Annotated in this window: 20 protein-coding genes; 6 read left to right on the top strand and 14 right to left on the bottom strand. The window is 65.0% G+C overall.

The features are described 5' to 3' along the window. Positions 1–16: 16 nt before the first annotated feature. From R5W23_RS24485 to R5W23_RS24455, 7 genes are all read right to left on the bottom strand, one after another. A complete protein-coding gene (locus R5W23_RS24485) occupies positions 17–1,390 on the bottom strand; it encodes a hypothetical protein (protein WP_320688587.1) in 1,374 nt (457 codons plus the stop codon). Then, positions 1,390–2,559 carry a UvrD-helicase domain-containing protein gene (locus R5W23_RS24480; RefSeq protein ID WP_320688586.1) on the bottom strand — a complete coding sequence of 390 codons (1,170 nt, stop codon included), beginning with the start codon at positions 2,557–2,559 and terminating at the stop codon, positions 1,390–1,392. The genes R5W23_RS24485 and R5W23_RS24480 overlap by 1 nt, the downstream gene beginning before the upstream one ends. A 5-nt stretch (positions 2,560–2,564) precedes the next feature. Continuing rightward, positions 2,565–3,962, bottom strand: a complete 1,398-nt coding sequence (locus tag R5W23_RS24475) for a serine/threonine-protein kinase (RefSeq protein WP_320688585.1) — start codon at positions 3,960–3,962, stop codon at positions 2,565–2,567. Between the two features lie 950 nt (positions 3,963–4,912). Then, positions 4,913–5,119 (bottom strand): hypothetical protein, encoded by a 207-nt coding sequence (locus R5W23_RS24470; RefSeq protein ID WP_320688584.1) that lies wholly within the window; start codon positions 5,117–5,119, stop codon positions 4,913–4,915. 413 nt (positions 5,120–5,532) lie between these two features. Next, positions 5,533–8,073: a ComEC/Rec2 family competence protein gene (locus tag R5W23_RS24465; RefSeq protein ID WP_320688583.1), complete on the bottom strand. Its 2,541-nt coding sequence runs from the start codon at positions 8,071–8,073 to the stop codon at positions 5,533–5,535. 52 nt (positions 8,074–8,125) lie between these two features. Beyond that, the gene (locus R5W23_RS24460; RefSeq protein WP_320688582.1) at positions 8,126–8,932 is read right to left on the bottom strand and encodes a hypothetical protein; all 807 of its coding nucleotides are present in this window, start codon (positions 8,930–8,932) and stop codon (positions 8,126–8,128) included. Between the two features lie 80 nt (positions 8,933–9,012). Further along, positions 9,013–9,237, bottom strand: a complete 225-nt coding sequence (locus tag R5W23_RS24455) for a hypothetical protein (protein ID WP_320688581.1) — start codon at positions 9,235–9,237, stop codon at positions 9,013–9,015. A gap of 433 nt (positions 9,238–9,670) precedes the next feature. On the opposite strand from R5W23_RS24455, the gene R5W23_RS24450 reads away from it, so the two are divergent. Next, the gene (locus R5W23_RS24450) at positions 9,671–12,136 is read left to right on the top strand and encodes a hypothetical protein (protein ID WP_320688580.1); all 2,466 of its coding nucleotides are present in this window, start codon (positions 9,671–9,673) and stop codon (positions 12,134–12,136) included. Between the two features lie 154 nt (positions 12,137–12,290). Here R5W23_RS24450 and R5W23_RS24445 read toward each other — a convergent pair whose 3' ends face one another. From R5W23_RS24445 to R5W23_RS24435, 3 genes are read right to left on the bottom strand one after another with little or no spacing between them, the layout of a single operon-like run. Next, positions 12,291–12,965, bottom strand: a complete 675-nt coding sequence (locus tag R5W23_RS24445) for a hypothetical protein (protein WP_320688579.1) — start codon at positions 12,963–12,965, stop codon at positions 12,291–12,293. Between the two features lie 33 nt (positions 12,966–12,998). Then, positions 12,999–14,906 (bottom strand): protein kinase domain-containing protein, encoded by a 1,908-nt coding sequence (locus R5W23_RS24440; protein ID WP_320688578.1) that lies wholly within the window; start codon positions 14,904–14,906, stop codon positions 12,999–13,001. A 46-nt stretch (positions 14,907–14,952) separates the two neighbouring features. After that, complete coding sequence (locus tag R5W23_RS24435) at positions 14,953–15,639, bottom strand: sigma-70 RNA polymerase sigma factor region 4 domain-containing protein (protein WP_261187065.1); 687 nt, start codon at positions 15,637–15,639, stop codon at positions 14,953–14,955. 146 nt (positions 15,640–15,785) lie between these two features. On the opposite strand from R5W23_RS24435, the gene R5W23_RS24430 reads away from it, so the two are divergent. After that, on the top strand, positions 15,786–16,211 hold the full coding sequence (locus R5W23_RS24430) for a hypothetical protein (protein WP_320688577.1): 426 nt from the start codon (positions 15,786–15,788) through the stop codon (positions 16,209–16,211). Between the two features lie 196 nt (positions 16,212–16,407). On the opposite strand, the gene R5W23_RS24425 is transcribed toward R5W23_RS24430, so the two are convergent. Continuing rightward, the gene (locus R5W23_RS24425; protein ID WP_320688576.1) at positions 16,408–18,669 is read right to left on the bottom strand and encodes a bifunctional SulP family inorganic anion transporter/carbonic anhydrase; all 2,262 of its coding nucleotides are present in this window, start codon (positions 18,667–18,669) and stop codon (positions 16,408–16,410) included. A gap of 201 nt (positions 18,670–18,870) precedes the next feature. Here R5W23_RS24425 and aroB point away from each other — a divergent pair, with 201 nt between their 5' ends. From aroB to R5W23_RS24410, 3 genes are all read left to right on the top strand, one after another. Beyond that, positions 18,871–19,965, top strand: coding sequence for a 3-dehydroquinate synthase (aroB, locus tag R5W23_RS24420; protein WP_320688575.1), 1,095 nt, complete (start codon positions 18,871–18,873; stop codon positions 19,963–19,965). A 79-nt stretch (positions 19,966–20,044) separates the two neighbouring features. Then, positions 20,045–21,268 carry a glycosyltransferase family 87 protein gene (locus R5W23_RS24415; protein WP_320688573.1) on the top strand — a complete coding sequence of 408 codons (1,224 nt, stop codon included), beginning with the start codon at positions 20,045–20,047 and terminating at the stop codon, positions 21,266–21,268. A 152-nt stretch (positions 21,269–21,420) separates the two neighbouring features. Beyond that, positions 21,421–22,644 (top strand): inositol-3-phosphate synthase, encoded by a 1,224-nt coding sequence (locus R5W23_RS24410; protein ID WP_320688572.1) that lies wholly within the window; start codon positions 21,421–21,423, stop codon positions 22,642–22,644. Positions 22,645–22,824: 180 nt separating this feature from the next. Here the strand turns inward: R5W23_RS24410 and R5W23_RS24405 are convergent, their stop codons facing one another. Continuing rightward, the gene (locus R5W23_RS24405) at positions 22,825–23,679 is read right to left on the bottom strand and encodes a phytanoyl-CoA dioxygenase family protein (protein WP_320688571.1); all 855 of its coding nucleotides are present in this window, start codon (positions 23,677–23,679) and stop codon (positions 22,825–22,827) included. Between the two features lie 355 nt (positions 23,680–24,034). Then, positions 24,035–25,189 (bottom strand): mechanosensitive ion channel family protein, encoded by a 1,155-nt coding sequence (locus R5W23_RS24400; RefSeq protein WP_320688570.1) that lies wholly within the window; start codon positions 25,187–25,189, stop codon positions 24,035–24,037. 236 nt (positions 25,190–25,425) lie between these two features. Between R5W23_RS24400 and R5W23_RS24395 the strand changes: the two genes are divergently transcribed. Continuing rightward, on the top strand, positions 25,426–26,088 hold the full coding sequence (locus R5W23_RS24395; protein WP_320688569.1) for a hypothetical protein: 663 nt from the start codon (positions 25,426–25,428) through the stop codon (positions 26,086–26,088). Between the two features lie 134 nt (positions 26,089–26,222). Here R5W23_RS24395 and R5W23_RS24390 read toward each other — a convergent pair whose 3' ends face one another. Continuing rightward, entirely contained in the window at positions 26,223–26,468 is a 246-nt protein-coding gene (locus R5W23_RS24390) for a hypothetical protein (protein ID WP_320688568.1), read from the bottom strand. Positions 26,469–26,666: the final 198 nt, after the last annotated feature.

The following is a 26,666-nucleotide window of genomic DNA, read 5'->3' as shown; positions in this document are numbered from 1 at the left end:
TCGGACATCGACGGGCTTACGATTTCGTGCCGCGCTTCCGCTTGTTCGTGGTCGGGCGCTCCTCCTCGGTCCCGTTAAAGACGCTACGAAGCCGTTCCGCTATGCTGCGTGCGTGGAGCGTAATATCGTCCAGTTGCATGAGTAAATGCTGGGCTTCATAATCGCGTGCTCGTCGCAGCTCTTCCTGAACGCCAACGTCCTGCGTCTGCCAGCGGACCGACGTGGTGATCCCCGGAAGGAGGTCGATTTCGAGCCGCCCGCCCTTCACGCTCTGCTTCAGAAAATTCTCCGTGGCCCCGTGCATAGCCAGCTCGTCGAAGGCGACATCGCATCGCGGCCGGTCGGTCACCCGATCCGGTAGCGTCAAGTCTCGGACAATCCTTCTCGCCAGCGGGTTTCCCGTCGGGAGCGCGTCGCCACGCGGGTTGACCCCGGCAAACAGCCCGTACCAGAGATACGCGGCCGGCAGAGTCGCTGCGACCGGGGCCAGGAAGTCCGCGTGGTCGAGAGTTCCCGGTGCCAGCGTGCTGGTGAAATACCCCGCGAGGAATGACCGCAGTTCCTCGTCCCCCCGCTTCGACGAGATCAAGCCCCGGAGCGCCGAATCGACCACCTGAACCCGCTGCTCGCGCGGGATGCCCACCATCTTCTGCATCGGCTCCAGGTCTGGGAAATCATCGACGAGCCGGTGCCACACCGAATCGCGAATCTCCCCCATCGAATAAGCGTCCGACCAAGCCGCAATCAAAAGGTTTGCCGGCTCGAACAGCGTTCTGGATTGGGCCGGTTGGTGCTGGGCACCCAGCGCAATCGCCCACACGGAAAAAATGCTCCCCGGCGAGATGCCGGTTCCGTTCTGCCCCACCAGCTCTCGCGACTGCGCCCAGAGGCGAACCACCTCGTCGATTGGCACCGCTCCCCGTGTCAGGGCGAGCGTTCGGGCCATGGCGTGGGATAGCGTGCCCGAGTAAGCCGTGGCCGGCAGGTCGAGTATGGACGCGCGCCCCCGGGCATGCGCCAGCGCCTCGCCCAAAATCAGCCCCGCGCACATCCCCTCCATCGCCAGCAGGCTTGGAGAGGCCGGCCCGCGCAAGAATCGTTCGGCGGTCGAACGCTCGACGACGCGACAATAGGCCGTGAACGGCCGCAGGTCCCGCACGTAAGTCGAGAGCCAGGCCAAAGTGTCCCGCTTCGTGCCTTCCGGCACCACGATCGCCGTCGGCATGCGGCCGAAGTCGCTCGGCCGCTCAGGCCACAGCGCCACCATCGAGTCCGAGCGGACGAGATCAAGGGTCGACCGGTGTTCTTCCACCGCCCCCGGAACGTCGGCATCACGGCGGGGGGTGATGAGTTCAACCAGTTCGCGGCGCGTGACAGGTAGGAGCCACATCACTTTCTCCCCTTGAACAGGGAACCGAACGCAGGGGGCGTCTTCGGCGGGTTCAGCCCAACCACCGCCGACTCGAACCAACCTTTGAGGTCGCCGTCGTGGTAGATGGAGAGCGCCGTTTTGGCGCGGGTGACGGCCGTGAAGCCGACGTTCCGCTGGTGCGGCCCGTGCTTCACGTGCTCCGCGGCGGCGAAGTGGAGCGCCCGCACCTCCAGCCCCTTCGCGCCGTGCACGGTGCTCACGCAGATGGGCTTCGCCATGTCGAACGCTTCGTCGTCCCTGATGTTGCTCAGCTTCGCGGCCAGATCGGTTTCCTGCTGGAGCCGGGCGTACACCTGATTCACGTGCTCCCGCTTGGGGCACACGACGGCCAGCAGCTCGTTCGGGAACGCGCGGAGCTGCCGCCGTAGCGACTTCGCAATCTCCTGGCACTGGGCCTCAAGCGTGCCCTGGAACATCGTCACGGTCGATTTGTTCTCGTCCTCTTTGTACTGGGCGGTCGGGGTCAGCGGCTGGTAGGTGTCCGAGTCCTTCGCGATCTTGTCGGCGAGCTTGCAGATTTCCAGCCCGTTTCGGTAGTGGTATCGCAGCTCGTGGACGTTCTCTTCGGGAATCGCGGCACGCAACGAGCTCAGGGGGTCGTCCTCGCTCCCGTCGCCCTTGTAAATCTGCTGGCGGCCGTCGCCCACCGCAAAAATCTGCCTGGCGAGTTTGGTGAACAGCTCGATCTCCGCAGGCGTGTAGTCCTGCGCCTCGTCGAGCAGAATCGCGTCGTAAATGTACGACAGATTCTTCCGCTGAACCAGCTCGGCCACCTTCTCCGCCAGATACTTCCGCTGCGCGGCGAATTCCTTCGGCGGGTCGATGGTCACCCCGTACATGTGAAGCACGTCACGCTGCCACGCGTTGCAGGTCATGATCTTGTCCTGCGAGAAGTCGTAAGACTTGCCGCCGGAGGCGATGAACTTCCGCAGTGTACCTGTGAACACTACGATAGCGATATTCGGCTTGCCGAACAACGTCAGATAATTTGCCCGCAGGAGAAGGATGTTCGTCTTTCCCGAGCCGGGCGGCCCCAGCACGAGGTGGTTCCCCTCGGCGGCCAGGCTGATTACGTCCTTCTGGTCGTCATCCAAGTCGGACTCGCCGATCCACCACGCGCCAGCCATAGGGTTCACTCCACTCCGTCTGGGATTTCCACGGCCATCGGGGCGGCGTCCTCATCGCCCGCGACCGGTGTGACCATTGCGGCCTCGACGGCCGCGTACAGGACATACTCGACCTGAGTTTTGAGCTTTTCGTTCTCGGACGGCCCTAGGTAAAACACCTTCGGGTCGGAAAACGCATCCGCCGGGAACCGGCGGACATCGTTCGATACGGCCCCGGCGACGGTGACCTCGACGATGCTGGCCGCCGCATCGACCATCCGAATGACAAACAGCAGCGCGAAACAAGAATTCAGCCCCTTGGCGGGTGCCTTGGGGAACGCGGCGCGAAAGGCGACGGCTTCGGCCTCACTGAGCGGGTGGTCGTGCACCTCGACCTGCGGGAACACGTCGACGTTGCTCAGGCACTCGCCGCGGATCATGCTCGTGAGCGGCCCGAGCAGCTCGTTCAACGCCAGGCTAGCCGCCACCGCAGACTGGGTGACCGGCGCAGCGGCGCTGACCTGCCGCTTCTTCACGCGGTCCTTGATTGTCGCCACCGTCACCGGCGGCGGCGCGGCCGCAAACTTCTCCCATGAAACGAGCCGCAAGCGGGTGTGCGGGTCTTTGACCAGACAGCTCTGCGCGAGGGCCACCAGGTCCGGGTCGGCCCCGGGCACGTTCAGGTCGGGCGGGGTGTGCTTAACCGCGTCCACCATCCGGGCATAAGGGGTGACGAAGTCTTCAAAAATCGTCCTCTTCGTCAGGAGATCGTGCAGGACCGCGCCGATCTGGTAGAACGCGAGCGCCAGCCAGCCCTCGGGCGTGTCCTCCTCGTTGCGAAATAGGAACTCGGGCGAGCTATACTGCAGCGTGCCGACGAAGTGCTGCCCCTCCACGTCGGTCAGCCCCACCTCGCCGAACGGCCGCAGCACGCCCAGGTCGAGAAGCGTCAGCCGCTCGAAGTCATCCGAGACGGCGATGTTGCTCGGCTTGATGTCCCGATGCGCCAGCTCCTGCTCGTGCAAGAACCTCGCCGCCAGCGCGAGCTGCGCGATGAGCGGGCGAATCTTGTCGCGCGGCACGGCCGGGAGCAACTGCGAAAGGTCCTTGGCGGGCACGCACTCCATGACCACGTAAAGGTGGTTCGTCGAGCCGCACTTGCCGCCATCGAAGATGCGAACAAGGTGAGGATGCGTGAGGCCAATCAGCCGCCGCTCGCGCTCGATCCGCCCGAGCTGCCTTTCCTCGCCGTATTTTTTGATAAGTTCTGGGTCGAAGACCTTGAGCGCGGCCGTCTGCCCGTCCCGCTCAGCTTTCAGAACGAGGGCCGACTTACCGGCACCGAGAAGCTCAACCGCGCGCCAGCCGCCGACTTCCCTGCCGACGAGCTCGTCACGCATCCTCGCCGCGATCACGCTGTCCATCGGACCCCCTCAACGTCACTCCCGAATCGGCACGACCGCGGGCCGATTCAAAGGGCGTGCGCGAGAGAGCCAACAACGCATTTTACCCACCCGGCACGCCCGCGCCTACCGCGGAGCCGGGAGGTAGAGGGGCCGAGAGTGCAGGACCCACTTTGCGACGCCAAGTGAATCCCGAAATGCGATACGCCGTAACTGGCTTGTTGAATCAGTAGTTGCGATAGCCCTCTGTGGGCGTGCTCCCGACCCCCATCGGACAATTTTCCGACTCCGGTTCGCGAGGGTCAGCGGAAACCAAGTGAAATAGGGGTAGCCAATCGCAAACCCGGTCCTGCACTCAGGAGGCCGCACTCTTGGGGCGGCATCGACTAGCCCGCGTAGCGTCGGCGGTGCGGTGGCATTCGCGCTCACCCTTAAGATACCGATGGCACGCGGCCCCGAAACCCTTCACCGCAGCTCACGCAGGTCGAAGGTAACGGGATTGCGGTGAAGGCGAACTCTGCCACCTTTGCGTGGCAGTCGCACTCGGTCCGTCGTGGCGAAAGGGTTCACCGAGAAGGCCATCATCCGGAGTAGAATCACGGCCATAAACAAGCCGCTCGTGGTAGCCGTTCTTCTCGCGCTTTTGGTAGGCCGAGCGGGGGCCGTGGACGCGCCGCACGTCGTTGTCTTTCTTACCGACGACCTCGGCTGGGGCGATTGCTCACCGTATGGCGGTAAATACGTTCCGACGCCGAACATGGCCCGGCTCGCGGGTGACGGGGGACGCTCACGCACGCGTTCGCCGCGTCGCCGAGCTGCGCCCCAGCCGGGCGGCCTCGACCCGATAAACAGAGAAAACGAGTGCCATTACCTTGGTGGTCGTGGCCCGTTGAGAAAGCGGCCGTATTACCGGGTACGTGCCTGAGGCGCGAAAGTCGGGGGCGATTGGCGCGGGCGAACGGTTGCAATTCTCACCCGTTCAGATGGCCCTCGTCCCAGAGCTGGCGCACGTCTTCGTCGGAGGTGTTGGGGTATCCGGCGGCGCGAACGGCAGCCGCCACCTGTTCGGGCGTCGCTTGCGGCCCCAGCCGGACGCGCATTTCGAGCACGAGGGACGGTAACCCGGGATTCAGCTCTTCTGTTTGTGGTGTACCGGCTCCAGACGTGTCATCAGCCATGTTGGTCTCCCGAAACCGGAAACGAAAGCCGCGATTGAGCTGCGACGGGCTGTCACCACGGAACCCGCTGTGACGTGGCGAGGTACTGCACTTCGTGCGCCACGGCGGCGGTGATTGGTTCCAATGCGTGGAGTGGGGCGGATGTCGCTCCCGGCCTACGCTCGTGGATCGCGTACCGGACCTGCCGAAAAATCCCACAGGTTCAGTGCGTTTGCCTGGAGGGGAAGGACACCGAGGTCAAATCGTTCGCGCGGGCCTGGGGAACCGGCTTGGTGGGGCATACCTCTTCGGCGGTCGGAACGATTGGTCGAGGCGGTTAACTGGTTGCTTGAGAGGAAGCCGCACCTCAAGAAACCCCATAAATTGCAATAAAATGATATTCGTCATGTGAAACGGTGCGGCCGATGGCCGCGTCATCGCTCGATCACCTGGCGCTCGCCGCTGCGGAAGGCGTCGGCGACCAGCCCGGTGCGGTGGCTCCGCACCGTCACGGCCCCGGCTGATGGCGTGTCCCACACGGTCGCCCCGCGGTAGCTCCGGTGCAGGTGCTCGGTCGCGGTCCCGGCCCGCTGGCTCGACACCACCAGCTTCGGACGCGCCCACGCCGCCATCGCGCCCGGCTCCGGCGCGCCCGCCACGCCCCGCGGCGCGTTGGCGCTCTTGGCCCCGTGGTGCGGGGCCAGCATCACGTCCACCGGCGGAACCGGCCGGGCGGTCACGCGGGCCTGCCCCTCGCCCTCCAGGTCGCCCGTCAGCAGTACGGTGTGCGCGCCGTGACGCACGAGCAGCACCAGACTCCTCACGTTTTCGTTCCCCTCCAGGCCGCCGGGCGGCGGGTGCAACACCTCGAGCGCGACATCTCCCGCAACGAACCGCTGCCCCGCGGTAGCGAACCCGCGCGGGACGTTGTGCCGGTCCAGCGCGGCCAGCACGGCTTCCACGCCGGGGCTGTTCTTGTCCGGGAACGTCGGCGTCATCGTCACCTGAGCGATATGAAACCGTCGGAGCAGTTCCGGCACGCCGTTGAAGTGGTCGAGGTCGGCGTGCGACAGGAACACCTCGTCGATCCGCGTCACCCCACGGCTCCACAGGTACGGCGCCACCACCCGGCGCACGGCGTCCGGGCCGGCGGTGGTGCCGGTGTCGTACAGCAGCACCCGGCCGTCCGGCGCCTCGATCACGACGCACCCGCCGTGACCCACCGCCAGGAACGTCACCCGCATCTCGTCGGACGTGTGCGGCGTCAGCCCGAGAGCCGCGGCGAAGGTCGAAAACACGACGAGGGCGACGAAGAGCTGCCGCGAGCGGCGCCCGTCGAGCAGCACCAACCCCGCGACGAGTACGTAGAACCCGACGAGACACCACATCGGCGGCCCGGGGGCGTAAACGTGACCGCCCGGAACACGGTCTGCCAGGTGAACGATCCACTCGCACCCCGCCAGACACGCTTCCGTCACGCGCGCGAACGGCCACGCGGCCCACACGCCCAGCGGCGACATCACCAAAAGCACAAAGCCGGCAATGAGCGCAATACCGGTCAGCACGACCAGCGGCGGCCCGATGAGGACGGCGACTGGCGAGGCGACGTTCTGCCACGCCAGCACCAGCGGCACGTTCACCGCCGTCAGGATGAACCCCACGGCGAACAGGTTCCACGCCCACCGCAGCGCCGCGCGGGCGGCCTTCTCGGTTGGCCCGCGGGTCTCGTCAATGAGTTGTTCGATGGGTGTGAGGTCGCGCGGCTTGAGCCATCGCACCGCACCGAAGAGAAGCACGAACACGCACAGGAACGACAACTGGCAGCCGGCGGTGAACGGGTCGGCGGGGTTCAGCGCGATCACCACCAGCCACGCGAACGCGAGTACGTTGGCCAGGATCACCCGGCGCCGCAACACGATCCCGCCGCAGATCGCGCACACCATGACGGCCGCTCGCATCGCCGACGGGCGCGCCCCGGTGAGCAGCGCGTAACCGAGCAGCAGCAGCGCCACCGCCCACGCCGAGTAGCGGTTGCGGAACCCGCACAGCCGGAGCACGGCCCACGCGAACGCCCCCAGAATGACCAAGTGCTGGCCCGAGATCGCCAGGACGTGTATCACCCCGGTGCGAACGTAGGCGTCCCACTCCTCGCGGTCCAGTGCGGTGCTGTCGCCCAGGAGCAGGGCCGTCGCGAGTCCCGCTTCGTCCTTGGGAAGCGATTGCGCGAGCGCCCGTGTACCCCACCCGCGCAGCACCGCCAGCCACCCGAACAGCGACGCCCGCCAGCCCTCCTCGATCCGCACCACCGGGTCCGCGGATCGCTTCACCCGCAAGTCCGCGGTGATCCGCTTATCGAGCAGTAACCCGCGGTAGTCGCGCTCGCCGGGGTTGGCCGGCCCTTCGGGGAGCGACAGCCGACCGACGACCTGAACCGCGTCGCCGCAGTGCAGGTCGTCGAGCCGCCCTTCCACCGACAGCCGCACCCGCCCGGACGCGGGGCGCCAGCCGGTGGCGCCGTCTACTTCGCTGATGTCAAGAACCGTCGTGCTGGTCGCCTCGCGCTGCATGGTCAGCAGCGGGTCGAACCGCGGCGGCCGGAACCGGTCCGGCTCCTCGGCCAGCGTGCCCCGAACCCGGACGACTTCCGGCGCGGCCTTCGCCAGGGCCGAAACGTCGTCGGGGGCGAACGTGTGCCGGTGCGCGTGGTGGTGTGCGGCGGCCAGAGCGGCGGCACACACGAGCAGCCACCCGAGGGCCGTTTGCGGCGTCGCGCGGCGGGTGAAGAACCACCCCACGAGTGCGACCGCCGCGGCGACCAACGCGGCCCCGAGCGGCACGCCGATGTAGCGATCGGCGAGCAACCCCGCCGACGCCGCCAGCGCGAACGGCACGAGCGGCGACCGCGCGAACTCGCGCCACGGCGGGGGCGACGGCTTCGCGGGTTCGTCGTCGGGTGCGGGCGATGGGGCGGGCATCTTCGGCTCTCGATGGTGAACGAGTGGGCGAGCGGCCATCGCGCCACCGCTGTCACTCCGAGAAGGTGTAGGGCTCGCCGTACCCGAGGACCCAGTCGAGCACCCAGCACCCGCGCGCGTGCGGTCCGAGCCCGCGGCAGTGGGTCAGCACGGCCGCGTCGTCGCACCCGGCGTCCTGAAGGGCATCGGCCAGAATGGGCAGCGCCGAAAAATCACGGGTCTCATACATGTGCCGGGCCAAAGCGACGGTCGTGGCCGTCCGCCACTCCGGGGCGAACGCAACGGTCCGGTACGGGTTGCCCATCACACACCGAAACAGGTCGGCCGCGAGTCGAGACCCGCGCACACGTCCGCGCCACCGGTCACCATCCGCCGGGTCGTTCCCGGTCGCCGCAGCCAGTGCGTCAACCACATGACTGTAGGCTTGGTCGGACCCCACAGGTGCATCGTCCTCCGGAGCATCGAGCGCCAGCCGGGTCACAGCGATCGCGACGTGCATCTGCGGAGGGTGAGCGTAGTCAGTCCGGGTCGGATCGTACAACCGACGCCAGGGCATCACGGCCGCGGCGGCCGCCGCGGCCAGTTCACCTGCCGACAGAAGCCCATCAGCAAACGCCTCGGCCGCCTCGACCGCGGCCCATGATTCGGGGGCGATTAGGAACTGCCCAACTTGGCGGCAGCACCCGGCCGCGAACAGAACCCACTTCCGCGGGCTTCGGTCGGCCACCCGTTCACCGAGGACAGCATTCCGCAGTGGCCAGTAGAGGACATCAATGTCGGTGCATGCATGCCACTCGTCGGCATCCTGAGGGCAGTCGCGGTCGACGCCGACCCATTCGTCCTCGTCTTCCGGCACCATCGTCCGCTCCTCGCATGTCGTCACCCGGGGCAATCACTTGCGGCCGGATCGCTCGGACTTCACCCACCGGGGCAGGCGCGTCACGCCGGGAAGGTGTACGGCCCGGCGATGACGACCGCAACCGGCGAGGCGACGTTCTGCCACGCCAATACCTGCGGCACGTTCACCGCCGTCAGGATGAACCCTACGGCGAACAGGTTCCACGCCCACCGCAGCGCCTCGCGGGCCGACCGAGAAGGCGCCCCGTGTGTCTCGCCGATGAGCTGCTCCACCGGCGTCCGTTCCCGCGGCTTGAGCCAGCGCATCGCTCCAAAGAGAAGTACAAATGACTTGTCACAAGAGAACGAAAGGCGACAACAGCAATTTCGCCTGGGATTCCGTTACCGCTTTTGCCTGATACATGAACCCGCCGAAGTTATCCCATTTAGCTTGTCGTAAGTACTTGGCCAATCACGCGTTCTATGAGGCCAGATGCGGCAGACACGGCAGGTTCATGTATGAGTGGTGTTCGCTGGTGCATTTCCGGCGGGTGTGCCGCTGTTCTTTGACGACTTGGCAAAGTCAAGGCTACCCGGTTCGGTTGAAACGGTAGGATTGAAACTGCGTCCAACGGGTAGCCTGATGCGGCTGAGACAGCCACAGGCGCCGACTCTGAGCGTCGGTTGATGGTAAACTGGTGGCGAAGACAAACGCGAAGATGCCAGCACGGGTGGTAGTACCTTACAGCGAGGGTAAGCAGTGTCGCACTGGACGCCAGACTTCTGCTTCGAGTTGCTCAAACAACACGAACCGCTCATCGCCGCTGCCGCTGGCACGAATGAGGCGATGACCCGGTTGCGCGCGATTGACACGATTCTCTTCGATGTTCTGGGCTGGGACAAGCTGCGCGTCGATGTGGAGAAGTATTGCCGGGAAGTCGGTTACGCTGACTACGCGATGCATTCGGACGAAGCGTTGCCGATGATTCTCGAAGCGAAGAAGGCAACGGACGCGGAAACAAAGAAGAAGATCGGGGAATCGTTTGTCTTACCTAGCAAGGTCAAGTTCCCGGCTAATGCAATCGGGTTCAGCCTTCTTGCGAAAGAGTGCCCAGAGGCAGACAAAGCACTTCGGCAGTCTTCGGGTTACGCCGCGAGTTTGGGAGCGCGGTACATAGCAATCAGCAACGGGCACCAGTGGTTGATTTCGCTGTCTTGGCTTGACGGTGTGCCGGTAGACGAACGCTCTGTGATCGTATTCGAGTCGCTTGACGCGATTAAAAACAAGTTCCGCCTGTTTTGGGAGTGTTTCAGCCCGAACGGTGTTGCAACCAATCGGGTACTGGACAAACTGCTTGATTCCCGGAAGGCTCCCCCGCCAAACAAGCTGTCACAGCGGATCACTGGCTACCCCAACCCAGTACAGCCCAATCAGGCGGCTGAAGATATCGCGCTAGTGTTGGGAGATGTGTGGACTGATCTTCAAAATGAAGAGTTGGAACTTGAGTTTCTCGAAGAGTGTTATGTGATACCGTCATCAAAATCAGCAACACTAGAATTCGCAAAAGACTTAATTGAACAGAAGTACCGAAGCGATGAAAATGTAACAGCCACAATTCTGAAGTCAGCTCAAGTGCCTGGGCTAATCGCTAGTTATCAGCCACAACGTCCCATCATCGTGCTAGGGAACGTGGGCAACGGCAAAACAACGTTCTTGCGATACTTGCGAATGATAGAAGCGTCGAAGACGCTTGAGAAGTATATCCAGCTTGAAATTGATTTTCTCGACCGCCTTACAGATGACCGGGAGGTGTCTGATTACGTCTATCGCACCATTGAAGAGCAGCTTATGAAGCCTCCAGTCAAGATGGACGTTTTAAGTGACAAACTCATTCGCTCGATTCTGAAAAATGAACTGAAAAGATTTCCCAATACCCCAGCTGGAAAGGCGTTCCCCCAGAGTTCACCGGAGTACATTAAGGCAGAGCTGGAATTCATAAACGGCTTTTGCGCAGATAAACACGATTTCTACCGGCGAGTGTTTCGCAGCCTGCGTGGGGAACGGCAGTATACAGTTGCCATCTTTATGGACAACCTCGACCGATGCCCTGACAGAATTCAAGAGGCAGCGTTCCTTCGCGCGTCAGCAATTGCCAGAGACTGGGCATGCTTGGTCTTTGTCTGCTTGCGACCTGCGACCTTTTACAAATCAAGTCAATCGGGAGTGTTGGACACGGTATCACCCAAGGTGATATCAATCACGAGCGCAGATAGTGACATCGTACTTACTCGGAGACTGAAATACGCCAAGCGATACGCAGAAGGAAAGCTGAAGAGCCAGCAAAGCCGAACGGCACAGTACGGATCAAAATTTAGCTACGAGATGCCGACCGTTGCGGCTGTAATCCAGTGCCTCCTGGACTCCATACGGAGCAGAGGTGGCAGCGACATCGTTCAACTTTTCTCCTCTGCGGCCAACAATAACACCCGTGCCATGCTTGTGCTTGTCAAGAAATACCTCACGAGCAAATTCCTAGATAGTAGAACTATAGCAGAAAGCTATATGCACGATGCGAGCTACAGAATCTATGATTATCAGATTATCCGCACACTCATGCTTGGAGATTCGGTCCACTATGATCCGAGTTCAAGTCCGTTCTGCAACATCTTCGATATTCAGCATGCCAACCCTGTAGAACATTTTTCGCGCGTGACGGCACTGAACTTTTTGAACACGTTCGCTGACTCTCAGCCACAACAGGCGGCGTATGTGCGAGTTTCCGACGTGAAGACACACTTGTGCACAATGGGGTACACTGCCGAACACGCACACAGGACGGTGCAGTTCCTCTTTGAAAAGCAGTGCATCGAGTCACGCGACCCAATTGAAAAGTGGTCGGATAGCATCGAATTCATCTGCATTACACATCGTGGCAAATACCACGTAGCCCACCTGATTTCGCGGTTCAACTACCTTGACGCAGTTTCAATCGATACGCCCATATTGGACGATGCAACGAGAGCAGAACTTCGCGATGTACGAACGCTGGAAGACAGAGTGCGACAGTGCGCCTTGTTTGTGGAGTACCTTGACAAGTGCAGCGAAGGCATCCTCGATGTTTCAGTACGCTCGTTGTGGAAGACCGCATACTCTCAAGCCATGAATGAGATGGCCAGGATTCAGGATAGCGTTCTAGAAGCAAAGGAAGTGGACGATATCGGCTAAAAGACAAGTCAAATGCACTAATACGCCCTGAGTTCTCCTTCTCAGCGAGAGCAATTATTAATGTGTATGGGTCTGTGCCATCCAGCCACTTCTTGTCAGTCTTCTCAATCACCCCTGTGCGGTGTCAGCGCAACGATGCCCTGCCCCAGTTTCGCTACGATTTGCCCAGCACTCCATCCAGCGCCCAGCAGCCTTTGACGTGTGGTCCGTCGCTGCGCAGATGGCTCAAGATGTCGTCGGAGCTGCATCCGACGTCCTGTAACGCATCGGCAAGGATGGGGAGACGGTCGAAGGCGTTCGCGGCGTAAATGCCCTCAGCGAGAGCAAGGACGGTGGAGGTTAACCACAACGGGTCAGCGGCGACGGGGCGGAACTGAACAACCTCACGGAGTACGGCTGCTCGATGCTGCCTTTCAAGTTTGCGATTCAACTCGTCCGACTCGGAGCTGTCGGCCGTAACGCAAACGTGACTCAGGGCCTGAATTACCTCGTCGATGTTTCTTGAGCAAACTGAAATCACCATGCTCCGAGCAGAAAGGATTCGGACCGCGCGGGACCACGGGGGCACTCGCCCTGGTGACAAAATGAGCCGGGCCGATTCCCGAGCCTGTGACCTTGCCTTACGCAACTTACCGTCGCTCGCCAGCCCGTCCGCAAACAGCTCGCTCATCTCGATTGCATTTTGAAAACGCTGGGACTGCAACAGGCGACATGCACCCTGGCAGCATGCCACAGCGAACAGCCGCAGCTTCCTTTCGCTCACCTTACTCCGAATGAACGCCAGCATCGGTGTCGGGTCCGTCGCCGCAAGCCATTCCGCTTCGGTCATTCGCGGCCCTCGCTGATCGTTCATCTGACGTTTTCAGTGCTGGTGCTTTTGGACGTACTTTCGCAGGGCGTCGATCTGTTGGCCGGGCACGTTGGGAGCGAAGCGGTCGTTGATGGTGATGGCTTGCTCGGCGTCTTTGAGCGCGTCGGCGGCCCGGCCCTGGCGGACGAACAGGCCGTGCCTCATCATCAGGGCGCGCAGGAGCACCAGAGCGTCGGACGTGTTTCCCGCCTCGACCGAGCGCATTTGTTCGGCGATCACCTCGGAAAAATCTTGAATCGCTGTGGCTCGCTCGGCCGCGGCCGGCTCCGTCGGCAGGGACGAGGAGTACCCGTACCGCGCGATCCCGCGCGTGTACCGTGCGTCGATCCAGGGCGTGAGGTACTGCGTCCGGTTCGCGGCCAGGAGCGACTGCCAGATCGCCACCGCCGCGTCTAGCTCTTGGACCGCAGCCGCGAAGTCGTTTCGGCGGATGAGCTGCTTGGCGAGGTTCAGCCGGGCGGTCGCGTGGTGCTGTTTGAACTCGTCGCGATCGACCGTCGGAGCGAGTTCGGCATAGCGCGTCCGAGCCCGCGTCAGATCCTCGAACGACTTCTCCGTTTGCCCGAGGCTTTGGAGGACGGTGCCCCGCGTTAACCAAGTGAACGCCCAGATGTCGTTGTTGGGGGGAACGCCGGTCTGGTTCAGGGCGCGCTCGGCTTCGTCGCACAGGTTCAGCCCCTCGTCCGGCGCGGCGAGGGTCGCCAGGTTGCACAGCACCTCGGCGAGGTCCATCGTCGCCTCGACCTCGCCCCGTGCGGCGTGCTTGCGGAACACGGGCACGGCCGCGCGGAACTCGCGCTCCGCCTGCGCCCGTTTCGCCGGGTCGGGGGAGGTCATGAGCGACGAGGCCCGGATGTGCAGCATGTCGGCCCGGACCTTGTTCATGGTCGCGGCCGACTTGATGTTGAACCACCACGTGGCGCCGAGAACGCCCGTCAGGAGGGTCGCGGCCAGCGCTCCGGCGACGAGGAGCCGGCGCCGCCACCGGGCGCGGTACGCCTTGAGCGCCTGCACGACTTCCGCCGCCGGCGGCCGCGCGTTGGGGTCCGCCTGAAGGCACCGGACGCAAAGCCGACGCAAGGGCCGCGGGACGCGGGACCGTGACGGGAACTGAAGCGGCTCGTCGGCAACGGGCAGTCTTCCCGTGAGCATCCGGTACAGGACGGCGCCCAGACCGTAAACGTCGCTCGCGACGGTGACGTTTTGGTTGCTGTCGATTTGCTCGGGGCTCCGGTACCCGGGCGTTCCGCACCCGATGCTCGAACCGGAGTCCTCCACGAACCGCGCCAGCCCGAAGTCGGTCAACTTGGCGACCTGCGTTCCGTCCGGCCCCGGCTCGACGAGCACGTTGTTCGGGTTCACGTCGCCGTGAATGGCCCCGTGCGCGTGAGCGGCCGTTAACCCGATGGCCAAGCCGATTCCCAGTTCCAGCGCCGTCGCCCGAGGCAGTGCCTGCCCCGAGCGGAGCAGGTGTTGCAACGAAGTTCCCGGCGAAAGCTCCATCACGAGGAAGAGGTGCCCCGCTTCATCCACTTCGGCGTGGTGGACGGTGACGACATTCGGCGACTTGACGCCCGCCATCGCGCGCGACTCTTGGACGAACTGCGCCTGAAACGCCGGCGACTCCGCGTACTCGGGCCGAATGACTTTGACGGCCACGTCGCGGTTCAAGTGGGGGTCCACGGCCGCATACACGACCCCCATTCCCCCACGGCCTTTGACCTCTTTAACGATGTAGCGCCCGACCTTGTCCGGCGTGGCGCTGATGTGCCGGACGCGCTGCCGCCGTCGCTCGAGCAGCGCGGCGAGGTTCGGGGCCGCCCCCTCGGCGGGGGCGGTGCGGGGGCGGTCTGCCGACGCGAGCCGCGGCCCGGCACCGCCATCGAGTTCGCTGTTCACGGTGCGACTCCTGAACAGGGGGCGACGAGGCCCGTTGCGCGAGACGCTACCGCGGTTTCGCCATCGCCGGCAGCCCGTGCGCGTCGAGGGCGTCGAGCGTGTCCACGAACCGCTTTTGTAGCGTGCGCCGGGCGTCTGTCAAAAAATCGGATATCGCCGCGACCGTCTTGCCCAGCTCCGCGCTCAGCTCTGGCAGGCTCGGGAACTGTTCGCCGGGCTTGGGGGCGGTGTTGCCGTGGCGGAGGCCGCGGCGCTCGAGCACCACCCGCTGCCACTCCTTGCACTCGAGCAGGTACTCGCCGAACACCCGCTCGGCGACGTCCTCAACGAACGTCGCCTCGAACTCCGTCGCCACGGCGTGGGCGTCGGGCACTTCGGCCAGCCAGTCCGAGTCCCCGCCCGCCGCGCTCGTCGCCCGCTGCCGCGCCCGGACCGCGTCCACGGTCACCGACTGCACGACCGTCTTGAGCCACGCCCGGAACCCGCCCGTGTGCGCCCGCTTCTGCGGGTCGTACCGCTTCCCGCGGAATTGCTCCCACGTTCGGCTGACGATGTCTTGTACGAGGTTGTCGATCTCCTGCTGCAACTGCTTGCTCGGCGCGGCGGACAGCCGCCCCGCGATCTGCCCTTTGATCCATTTTGCGTACAGGTTGTGGAACTTCTCCCACGCCTCCGGCTGCTCGGGATCGAGCATCGCGGACAAAAGGGCGGTCGAAGTGACAAGGCTAGACATTTTGCAACCCTCGCGATGAGCACATCGTATCGCGGCACGCGCGTAGGGCGGTCGGCCACACCGTGCTGCCCGAAATTGTGAAAAAGTTCACCGAGAATCGCCCGGCCGCTCTTACTCACTTCTGCCAGCAACCGGTTCCCCCTGACGTGGGTCACACGTCCCCGACCTGGCTCAAGTCGCACGGTCCTTTGGAGGTCGTAGACATGCGGTGCGTCAAACTGTGCTTGGCCTTCGCCCTGTTTGCAGGGCTGTTCGTCTCCCTGGCCGGCGAGGCCCACGCGTTCAGCCAACTGATCACCGGCGGCAGAAAGTATTATAGCGGTCCTGCCAAGGTGGTGGAACTGAACGGCGTTTACCAGCTTAACGCCTACGAAACCCTGACCGACGTTCGGATCGTCACGCTGGACGCCAACGGCCGCGAACTCAGCGTGGCCCAGGGCACGTTCAACCCGACGAACGGCACGTGGGCCGTCGGGGTGGGGGATTATCAGATGGTTTACTTCTATGTGAAGTTTACTTACCGCTACGGCAACACCACAATGGCCTACAAAACCCCCACGTACCGATGGTAGCGCTGGCCACTGACGGGCTTGCCCGGCCGCCACGCCATCGAAGATGAGGATTAGTTTAATGGCAGTTACCGGGAGCGTGGCGGACCGATTGCCCAATTGATCGATCGCGTTACTGCGAAGTGAACGCCTCGTGCCCCGCCCGGGATTCTACCCCGGGCGGGGCACGAGGCGTTAGCCGTTTCCGGGGTGCGGTCGGTTACTGATCTGATTGCGCGGGTGCAGGGGCTGTCGCACCGGCGGTCAGGAACTCCATCTCCCCGGTGTTCACGTCGTACATCGCGCCGGCAACGGCGATCCGGCCCTCCCGGACCAGTCGGCGGAGCGTCTCGCTCTGCTCGACGACCGACGCCACCACCCGCAGCACGTTCCGCCGCGCCACGTCGTTCACGAACGCCTCCTTGTCCGCCGGCGTGGGCCAGTGGGCGGCGCGGCACGCGACCGGGTCCACCACCCGCTGAACGTCCCCGATGATGTGGTCGAGGTGCTGGCACCCGGTGACCTCGGCCGCGGTCCGACCCGAGCAGATCAGATCGACCGCCGCGGTCACGGCCCCGCACCGGGTGTGCCCCATGACCAGCACCAGCTTCGCCCCCGCCACCGCGCACCCGTATTCGATGCTCCCGAGCACCTTGCGGCTGGCCACGTTCCCGGCCAGCCGGACGCTGAACACGTCCCCGACCCCCAGGTCGAAGACGAGTTCGGCCGGGGTCCGGGAGTCGATGCAACTGAGCACCACCGCCAGCGGGTGCTGGCCGCCCGCCGTGCCGCGCACCTGGCGCCCCAGGTCGCGGGTGAGCTGGCGCCCGGCGCGGAACCGCTCGTTCCCGTCCCGCAGGATCTGGAGCACCTGCTCCGGGGTCATCGCCTCTTGAACGTCGCGGGTCGAGTAGTCCACGTACTGGATCTGGTCGCTGAGCCGGTACTCGCTGCGGAACCCGCGCAGGCTCACCTCCACCCCGCGGGCCGGGGCCGTTTGCTCCGTGAACTCGCGGATCAGCCCGAGGATGTCCGGGTCGATGTAGTCGGTGTGCTCGGCGTCGAGCAGCACGTGCCCGCCGCGGGGGATCTCGTCCAGCGACCGGGCCAGCACCGCCCGGTTCAGGAAGCTCACCTGGCTCGGCAGCGCGATCCGGGTGACGCTCTCGGACAGGTGCCGCTCGACGATCAGCCGCAGCGGCCAGCGGACGCTGCTGCGGAGGATGAACACGACGCTGGCCGCGAGCCCGATCAGCACCCCGATGAGCGGGTCGGTCAGCACGATGGCGGCCACGGTCAGAATGAACGGGGCGAACTGGGGCCAGCCCTGAACCCACATGCTCCGGACCAGCCGCGGGCTGGCGAGCTTCACCCCCGTGACCAGCAGAATGGCCGCCAGGCACGACAGCGGGATCAGGTTCAGCAGGGTCGGCAGCAGGGCCACGCACCCGAGCAGCAGCGCCCCGTGGACGACGGTGGCCCACTTGGTCCGGCCCCCGGCCTTCACGTTCACGGTCCCGCGGACGATCTCGGTCACGATCGGGAGCCCGCCGAGGAACCCCAGCAGGACGTTTCCGCACCCCTGCGCCAGCAGCTCCCGGCTGGCCGGCGACGCGCGCCGCTGCGGGTCCGTGCGGTCCACCGCCTCGAGCGTGACCAGCGACTGGATGGACGCGGCGGCGGCGATGGTGAGGCCCGCCATGTACACGGCCGGGTTGCTCAACTGCTCGAAATCGGGCAACTGAAGGAACCCCAGGAACCCGGCCACGCTGTCCGCAACCGGCACCTGCACGAGGTGCCCGCATTCGATCAGCCATTCCCCGCCGAGCTGGCGGAACAGTTGGCTCAGCCCCACCCCGAACAGCACGACCACCAGCGGGGCCGGCACGGGGAGCCGGGCCAGCCGGGACCGCTCCCACAGGACCAGCATGACGATCGACAGCAGGCCGACGGTCGCGGCGCCCGGGTGGACATCCTCGATGGTGTGGATCAGCTCGGTGAAGGTGTTCTGGTGGTCCGGCTGCTGGAACGCCATGTCCCCGTCCGGGTCCGGGTCGTGCCCCACGACGTGCGGGATCTGCTTGAGAACCAGAATCACGCCGATCGCCGCGAGCAGCCCCTTAATGACGGCGGTGGGGAAGAACGCGGCGACGAACCCGGCCCGGGCGAGGCCGAGCACGATTTGGATCAAGCCGGCTACGACGACAGCCAGGAGGAACGCCTGGAACGACCCGAGCGCGGTAATCTGCGCGGCCGCGACCGCGGTCAGCCCCGCCGCCGGGCCGCTGACGCTGGTGTGCGATCCGCTCAAGAAGCCGACCACCAACCCGCCGACCACCCCGGCCAGCAGACCTGAAAAGAGCGGGGCGTTGGACGCGAGCGCTACCCCGAGGCAGAGCGGGAGGGCGACGAGGAACACCACCAGCCCCGCTCCCAGATCGGGGAGCAGGTTTCCCGATTTGGCGTTGTCTTCGGTCGGCATCGGGTTCAACTCGTTTGGAGATAGAATGTTACGTCCGGACGGCTCTGCGGGGGCGCCCGAAACGTCGCCGGCCGAAGCGGCACGGACCCTACGATCCTAGGAGTTTCGGGCCGAAACGGTGCCCCGCGGTACGAACTCGCGCCCGGTAGAGCGGGCGGGCGGCACTTGGCGAACCTCCGTGTTCTCGCTGAAATGCGGAGCATGGAAACCGTTCGTGTGAACCTCGGGGCGCGCAGCTACGACATCGCCCTCGCTCATGGCGCCACCGCCGGCCTCGGCGCGTTCGTCCGGGCCGCGCTGCCGAAGACCTCAACCGTGCTCGTGGTGGGCGATTCCAACAGCCGGCCGCACGCGGAATCGATTCAGGCCGCACTCACGGGCGCGGGCCTGCGCGCCGGGGGCGCCGTGGTGCCGGCGGGCGAAGCGTCGAAGTGCCTGGACCAGCTCGCGGTGTTGTACGACGCCCTTTACGAACTCGCCGCCGACCGCAGCACCGCGGTGGTGGCGGTCGGCGGCGGGGTGATCGGCGACCTCGCGGGGTTCGCCGCCGCTACGTACAACCGCGGGCTGCCGCTTGTGATGGTGCCCACTACGCTCCTGTCGATGGTCGATTCGAGCGTCGGCGGCAAAACCGGCATTAACCACCCCAAAGGCAAGAACCTCATCGGGTCGTTCCACCAGCCCGCCGGCGTGTGGATCGACCTCGCGTTCCTCGACACCCTGCCCGCGCGCGAGTTCATCAGCGGGCTCGCCGAGGTGGTGAAATACGGCGTCATCCTTGATGCCGATTTCTTCGCGTACCTCGAAGCCCACGCCCACGCCGTGCGCACGCGCGAACCGGGGGCGCTGCTCCGCGTCGTGACGCGGTCCTGCCGGCTCAAAGCCGATGTCGTGGAACAGGACGAGTACGAGCGCACCGGCCTGCGAGCAGTGCTCAACTACGGCCACACGTTCGCGCACGCCTTCGAGACGTGCGGCGGGTACGGCACCCTTCTTCACGGCGAAGCGGTCAGCATCGGAATGGAGTGCGCGGCCCGCTTGGCCCGGGAAATCGGGCTGATCGGGGACGAGTTCGTTTCCCGGCAGACGAAGCTACTCGACGCGCTCGGCCTGCCCACGGCCCCACCGGTCCGGTGGCCCATCGACGACCTGATCGCCGTGATGCGCCGCGACAAGAAAGCCGTGGGCGGACAGATGCGGTTCATCCTCCCCACGCGCATGGGAGAGGTGAAGCTGTTCGACGACGTGCCCGAACCGCTGGTGCGGGCCGTTCTGGAATCGGCCGTCTCCAGGTGATTGGTGGCACCGGGCTTCCGCCCTGTGCCGCCAACGGTCATGACTGTTACGAATCACCGCGATCCGATACGAGAGCATCATGACGTATGCCGCGACCGCCGAGTGGCTCCGACCGAAGCTGTGGGTCGGGCTGGTGGTGGGCGCGGCGTCGTGGGTCGTGTGGGCGGTCAGTCTGGGGCTCGGCGGGTGGTACAAGGACTCTGGAGGCCAACTCATCGGGGCCGACCACCTCGCGTTTTACCACGCCGCGAAGCTGATCCGGGACGGCCAGCCGCACCGCATCTACAGCTATCCCGAGCTGATCGCGGAGGGCTATCAGCAGCAGCTCGTGGGCTGGGACTGGGGCGGCCCGAGCCGCGCGTTCGAGGCGTACCGCAACCCGCCCTTCTACGCGCTCCTCTACACGCCCACCGCGGGCCTCTCGTATTACGAGAGCGTCGCCGTCTGGACGCTGATCGGGTTCTCGCTGCTCGCGCTCGCCGTTCTCCTCCTGCGCCCGGCGCGCCCCGCCCGGGTGCTCCTGTGGGCGCTGGCGTTCTTCCCGGTGTTCGCGACCGCCAGTTTCGGGCAGAACACGTTTATCAGTCTTGCGGCGTTTGCCGGCGTGTACCGACTGCTCTCGAACGACCGGACCTTCGCCGCGGGACTGGTGGCGGGGCTCCTGTGGTTCAAGCCGCAACTGCTGCTCGGGCTGTTCGTCTGGTGGGCGCTCGAGCCGCGCCGCTACTGGAGGTGCTTCCTCGGGGTCGGTTGTAGTGGCGCCCTTCTGGCCGCGGTGTCGTGGGCGGTTGTTCCCGAAGCGTCACAAGCGTTCGTCGAAACGCTCCGCACCAACGCCGGGTTCAGCGGGTTTGGCATGTGGAACGTCGTGAACCCGAAGGGGTTCTTCGCGCTGCTGCTACCCGAGCACCCTCAACTGCACTGGCCCCTCGCCGCCGTGTGCGCGGTCGTGGGCATCGGTGCCGCGTGGTGGGTGCGGCGAAAAAGCGGCGGCCCGGTCGCGGTGATGTTCCCGGTCGCGGTGTTCCTCTCGCTGTGGGCGTCGCCGCACGCCCTGATCTACGAATGGACGCTCCTCGTCGCCGCCGCGGTGGTGCTGTGGGAACGGCTCCCGGGCTCGCGGGACGCGTGGCTCCCGCTCTTCGCCCTCGCGTGGGCGGGTCTGACCGCCACATCGGCGTTAACGGCCGTGCAAATCCGCCACGAGTTCCCAGTTGTCGTGCAAGCCGGCGTGCCGGTGATGGGTATGGTCGGGTGGCTCGCCGCGCGCGAACTCGCGCGTGAGCCGGAGGAGCGCAGGTGAGCAAAAGTTGCTCACCCGGTTAAAGCGGGTGGGCAACGGCTCGTTCTGCCTCCGGCGTGCGTCGCGTGCTTGACTCGGTCGCGCGCGGCATCGACAATTTTTGGTAGAATACGTTATCCGCCTGCCTCCCCCTCGACGGACGTTTAACTCTCATGGCCCCTCGGCGTGTCGGACTGTGGCTGATCGGTGCTTGCGGCGGGGTCGCGAGCACCACCGCACTCGGGCTCTCGGCGCTGGCCCGCGGGCAGACCCCGCCCACGGGGCTCGTCACGGCGCTCCCCCAATTCGCGGGGCACGACTTCGACGCCCCGGACGCGTTCGTGGTCGGCGGCCACGACATCCGGAAGGGCAACTTCCTCACCGCCGCGCGCGAGCTGCACGAGCGGTCGAACGTGTTCGACGAGCGCACCCTTGCTGCCTGCGCCGGCGACCTGGAGACGTGGTCGGCGAACCTCCGGCCCGGGGTGGTGTACCGCCCCGACGCCGCGATCACCGCTCTCGCCGACCGCCCGGACACGCGCCGGGCCGGCAGCGCCCGCGAGGCCATCGACGCGATCCAGTCCGACCTCAAGGCGTTCAAGGCGGCCCACCGGCTCGACCAGCTCGTGGTGGTGAACGCGGCCTCGACCGAGCCCCCCTTCGAGCCGACCGACGAGCAGAAGTCGCTGGAGCGGCTGCTCCCGGCGCTCGAGCGCGCGGCGCCCGCGTCCCTGCCCACGAGCGGCGTGTACGCGTTCGCCGCGCTCGACGCGGGCTTCCCCTACGTGAACATGACCCCGAGCCGCGGGGCGACGCTCCCGGCGCTCGAAGAGCTGGCCCGCAAGCGTGGGGTCCCGCACGCCGGGCAGGACCTCAAGACCGGCGAAACGCTGCTCAAGAGCGTGCTGGCCCCGATGTTCGCGCGGCGGAACCTCCGCGTGCTCAGTTGGGTGGGGCACAACATCCTCGGCAACCGCGACGGGCTGGTGCTCAACGACCCGGACAACAAGTCCAGCAAGGTGACGAGCAAGGACCGGCTGCTCGCCGAGCTGCTCGGTTACAGGCCGCAGTCGCACGTGAGCATCGAGTACATCGAATCGCTGGACGACTGGAAGACCGCGTGGGACCACATCCACTTCGAGGGCTTCCTCGGAACGAAGATGATGATGCAGTTCACCTGGCAGGGGTGCGACTCGCTGCTGGCCGCGCCGCTGGTGATCGACCTCGTGCGGCTCACCGCCCTGGCCCAGCGCCGCGGCGAGAGCGGTCCGATGCCGCACCTCGCGTGCTTCTTCAAGAGCCCGATCGGGGTCTCCGAGCACGACTTCGGCAAGCAGTTCGCGCTGCTCGAAGCGTATCTGGCGAACCCCGCCTGCAAGCCCGGGCGCGCGTCGTAATAAAAATTACCGAACGCGAGCGAGCGGCGGCGGCTCGCTCTCATTCACGGTCCGGCTGGTCGTGTTTGTTTCTTGTGGCCCTGACATTTCTGTCTATGCGGCCTTATCGCTCTGCACAGACAGAAATGTCAGGGCCACAAAGACAAAAACCAAGACGGACACCAACAGCCGGATCGTGAATCAGGAGCCCTCTTCCTTGAGAAGCGCTTTGGCGCTGCTGTCGCGCGTGTCATCGAGCCATTTCACGTCGCCGCTGTCCATGAACCGCTTCACCCCAACCTGCTTGATGGCGCCATCGGGCACCACGCTCAGCGGCGTGTACCGCGGGTGGTGCGAGTCCTTGTAGGGGTCGTTCGATCTCGCGTTGTAGCAGCAGATCATCGCCCACCGCGGGTGGTCGCTGCGGTTCTGGTCGCTCCGGTGCAGCAGGTTCGAGTGGAAGAACACCGCGTCGCCGGGTTCCATCGTCACGTACACCAGCGGGAACTGGTCGGGACGCTTCAGCAGTTCCTCGACGCGCTCCTTGTCGGCCCCGGCCTGCTCGCCGGTGAGGACGTGGTTCACCCGCCCCGCGTGGTGCGAGCGGCCGATCACCTGAAGGCACCCGTTCTCCCGCGTACACGGGTCCACCGCGATGAACACGCTTACGAGGTTCGGAGTGAGCACGCCGTTCTGGTACCAGTAGCCGTAGTCCTGGTGCCAGGCCCACGCGCCGCCCACCTTCGCGTCCTTGAGGATCATCTTCGAGTGGTAGTGGTACACCTCGTCGCCGAGCAGCTTCTCGCAGCTCCGGACCATGCGCTCGCAGCGGGCGAACATTCCGTAGATCCCGTCACCGGGGTGGTTCCACAGCGACAGCCTCACCACGCCCCCCTCGCCGTCCGCCCGGCCGAACGAGCGCCGGTCGAGTTCGTTGTCCTCCTTCGCGGATCGCTTCAGGAGGTCGATCTCTTCCGCGTCGAAGAACTCGCGGGCCACGTGAAACCCGCTGGCGTGGTACTCGCGGACGGCGTCGTCGGAGAGGATCGCGGGCATGATGGGAGTCCTCCAAGCAGTTTGGCAGTTGATTACACTTGGCGCTCGACCGCCCGGCGCCTTGCCCTGGTGGTCGAGCATACGCCGGGGGGAGCTTCCAGTGTACTCCAGACCCGCAACGCACTGCCCCCGTTCGGAAGTGGGTTCACCCGTTCACACGCTCCGACCGCACCGGTCGGGTAATCCGCCTTCCGCTGCCACGCTCGCAGGACGGCCCGAAAGCCGCACTCGATCGCACGCTGAGGACTTCTGGTCAAAAGCCCGCTCGTCGAAAGTATTAACGTCACAAATTCGATATGGGCAGAGTTTCGTGACGTTACGACTTGCTTACCGGACGACTTCTGACCGGTCGTCCTTACTGCGGGCCGTAGCTTGCGGCGAACTCGTGGTGCCCGTTCCCTCCGACGGCCTCCACGCGCTGGACCGGTAGGTAGCGGTCCGCCCGCCCCTGGAGCCATGCGAGCAGTTGCTCCCGAACGTAGCACCGCAGGTCCCACAAGCGGCTGCTGTCCGCCGCGCTCACCAGCGCCCGTAACTCCACCCGTCCCCCGACCAGTTCGGTCACCTGGAGGGCACCGACCCGGCGGTCCCACAGATCGGTGCCCTCCAAGATCCGGTTCAACTCGGTCCGGATTTCTGGCACCGGCACCCCGAAGTCGGCCTGGAACATTACCACCCCTAAAACTTCGGTGGACCCGCGGGACCAGTTCTGGAACGGCTTCTCCACAAAGTAGCTGACCGGTAGCACTAACCGGTGCTGGTCCCAGACTCGCACCACCACGTGGGTCAGGTTGATCTCTTCGACGATCCCGAACTCGCTCTCGACCACGACCGTGTCCCCGATCCGCACCGGCTCGGCGAACGCCAGTTGGAGCCCGGCCAGGATGTTGCCCACGGTGCGCTGGGCGGCCAACCCAAGGACAACACCGGCCACCCCGGCCGAGGCGAGCAGGCTCACCCCCACTTCGCGCACGGCGTGGAACTGGAGCAGCGCCAGAGCGACACCGCCCGCGCCGACCAGGAACTGGAGGATCCGCGCGGGCACGGTCACGCGCGTGGTGATGGAGCGGACCCGCCCGGGGTCCGCCGCGCGGCCCACCAGGGCCGCTTGCAGGTACTCTTTGCCGACCCCGATGGCCCGCACCGCCAACAGCGTCGAAACCGCGATCAGCGTGACGTTACACGCGGCCCGCACCCCGCTCCCCCCGGCCACGTCCGCGATCCCCAGCACCTCAACCCCGGCGCGGACTGTTGCCGCCGCCGCGAGCAGCGCCAGTGGCGCGGTCAACCGGTCCTCAACATCTGGGGCCCACGTCGCGCTCGGCACCCGCCGGCGTAGCCGCACCAGACCCGCCCGGGCCGGCCACCCGGCAAGCCACCCAATCACCCACCCGGTCGCGGCGAACAGGGCCAGGAGAACCCAGCGCCCGGCCGACACTCCAAGACACGATGGGCCGCCGAGCCAACCGTTCGACGCATCCGACAGCCAGTGAGTCGCCTGATCCCACATCGATTTTCACCTCTCACGCAATGAACTGCCCGGCGGGTGAGAAAGCAAAGTGGGTGCCGTCCCGGCTACGCCGGTCGGCTCGGTCGATGAGTCGGGCTCCAAGGAAACGGTTGCTTCGCGACAACCGAGCCCGGCGTCAGGGGATCACGTAACCGGCACCACCGCATCGCTCCGGGCGCGAGGGTTGCACCGCTTACGCCGGCCTCGTGCCCCACTCTCCCGTAACGGAGCCCCCGATGCGCTTTAATTACGCTCTCGTTCTGGCCGGCGGCTTTTCCCTCACGAGCGTTCTGCACGCTCAGCCGGCCCAACCCGGAAAAGCGCCAGTCGCACCGGCCTACAACTACCCGGCACCTCTGTACCGAATGCCCGATGTCGGCAAATCACTCAACCTGACCCCGGAACAGGTTACCAACCTGAACAAACTGACCGACGCGACGCAGGCCCGGTACCGCGACGACTACGCCAAGCTCGGCACGCTCAACGACGCCGAGCGGTTTGCCCGGACCCAAGAGCTGAACCAGAAGTACTACGCCGACTGGAACAAGGGTGCGCGGGACGTGTTCAACGACACCCAGCGGAGCCGGTACCAGCAGATGAACTACCAGTACGGCGGGTTCGGCACCCTGTATGACCCGGAGGTACAGCGGCAGTTGAACCTGACGGCCGAGCAGCAGCGGAACCTGCGAGCTCAATACGACTGGAGCAACCAGCAGTTAGGAGACATCCACCGGGTCGGAGCGACCGACGCCACGAAAGGGGCGCAGATGTACCGCGATTACTGGACCGCCCGACAAGACCGCTTTAACAAGTACCTGACGGCCGAGCAACAGAAGACGTGGAACCAGATGGTTGGCGACCCGTACTCGTTCCGGCCGAATTTCACACCCCAGCGCTGAGCACGCAGCAACTCGTGGAACCGGGGACGCCCGGTTCTCCGCTGCTCTGACAGATCTTCTGGTCCGCGTGCGTCCCCGTGGGTTCGATCCGACTCCAGTCGCTTACAATTTGATGATGTTATTATTAATTTAATTTATGTGATCGGGTTGTGCCTCTTGATGGCATCGCTAACCTTTGCCAAGAGTGATAGTTGTGCGCTGTAAAAATCGGAGATCATTGTACCCGTTTGCGCACCCCGTCCATCACTGCGCTGGTGCAACTGAATCGAAACGCTGATCCCGGCCAGGATCTGCGATAAGAGTTGGAGCGACAGCTTCTCGTAATCGGTCATAAATCCTGTTCCCTTACACACGCCCCGCCAAGCGGAGTTGCGATCCATCGATCGCTCCATTTGAGTGGCGTCGCAGACTGAAGGTCATTAGCGGAATAGCTGCTTGGGGCCTTAGCCACGCCACTTGTGACCTGGCTGATAACCTTAACGTTAAGGTCCACTGTCAGGAGAATCGGCCTGCCACTTTGCCCCGGCTCTTCGCCGCCTGCCATTCAAGCCCCGGGACCGGTGGGTGTTGGTGGGCGA

Origin of the sequence: Gemmata algarum, from assembly GCF_034097035.1 — a bacterium.
GTDB lineage: Bacteria > Planctomycetota > Planctomycetia > Gemmatales > Gemmataceae > Gemmata > Gemmata algarum.
This window is presented reverse-complemented; position numbering and strand designations above follow the sequence as displayed.

Coding starts and splice junctions, on each gene's coding strand:
- R5W23_RS24475 (WP_320688585.1), bottom strand. CDS start 3,962: ATGGACAGCGTGATCGCGGCGAGGATGCGTGACGAGCTCGTCGGCAGG.
- R5W23_RS24485 (WP_320688587.1), bottom strand. CDS start 1,390: ATGTGGCTCCTACCTGTCACGCGCCGCGAACTGGTTGAACTCATCACC.
- R5W23_RS24460 (WP_320688582.1), bottom strand. CDS start 8,932: ATGGTGCCGGAAGACGAGGACGAATGGGTCGGCGTCGACCGCGACTGC.
- R5W23_RS24465 (WP_320688583.1), bottom strand. CDS start 8,073: ATGCCCGCCCCATCGCCCGCACCCGACGACGAACCCGCGAAGCCGTCG.
- R5W23_RS24470 (WP_320688584.1), bottom strand. CDS start 5,119: ATGGCTGATGACACGTCTGGAGCCGGTACACCACAAACAGAAGAGCTG.
- R5W23_RS24410 (WP_320688572.1), top strand. CDS start 21,421: ATGGCCCCTCGGCGTGTCGGACTGTGGCTGATCGGTGCTTGCGGCGGG.
- R5W23_RS24395 (WP_320688569.1), top strand. CDS start 25,426: ATGCGCTTTAATTACGCTCTCGTTCTGGCCGGCGGCTTTTCCCTCACG.
- R5W23_RS24415 (WP_320688573.1), top strand. CDS start 20,045: ATGACGTATGCCGCGACCGCCGAGTGGCTCCGACCGAAGCTGTGGGTC.
- R5W23_RS24390 (WP_320688568.1), bottom strand. CDS start 26,468: ATGGATCGCAACTCCGCTTGGCGGGGCGTGTGTAAGGGAACAGGATTT.
- R5W23_RS24425 (WP_320688576.1), bottom strand. CDS start 18,669: ATGCCGACCGAAGACAACGCCAAATCGGGAAACCTGCTCCCCGATCTG.
- R5W23_RS24480 (WP_320688586.1), bottom strand. CDS start 2,559: ATGGCTGGCGCGTGGTGGATCGGCGAGTCCGACTTGGATGACGACCAG.
- R5W23_RS24405 (WP_320688571.1), bottom strand. CDS start 23,679: ATGCCCGCGATCCTCTCCGACGACGCCGTCCGCGAGTACCACGCCAGC.
- R5W23_RS24455 (WP_320688581.1), bottom strand. CDS start 9,237: ATGCGCTGGCTCAAGCCGCGGGAACGGACGCCGGTGGAGCAGCTCATC.
- R5W23_RS24400 (WP_320688570.1), bottom strand. CDS start 25,189: ATGTGGGATCAGGCGACTCACTGGCTGTCGGATGCGTCGAACGGTTGG.
- aroB (WP_320688575.1), top strand. CDS start 18,871: ATGGAAACCGTTCGTGTGAACCTCGGGGCGCGCAGCTACGACATCGCC.
- R5W23_RS24435 (WP_261187065.1), bottom strand. CDS start 15,639: ATGTCTAGCCTTGTCACTTCGACCGCCCTTTTGTCCGCGATGCTCGAT.
- R5W23_RS24445 (WP_320688579.1), bottom strand. CDS start 12,965: ATGACCGAAGCGGAATGGCTTGCGGCGACGGACCCGACACCGATGCTG.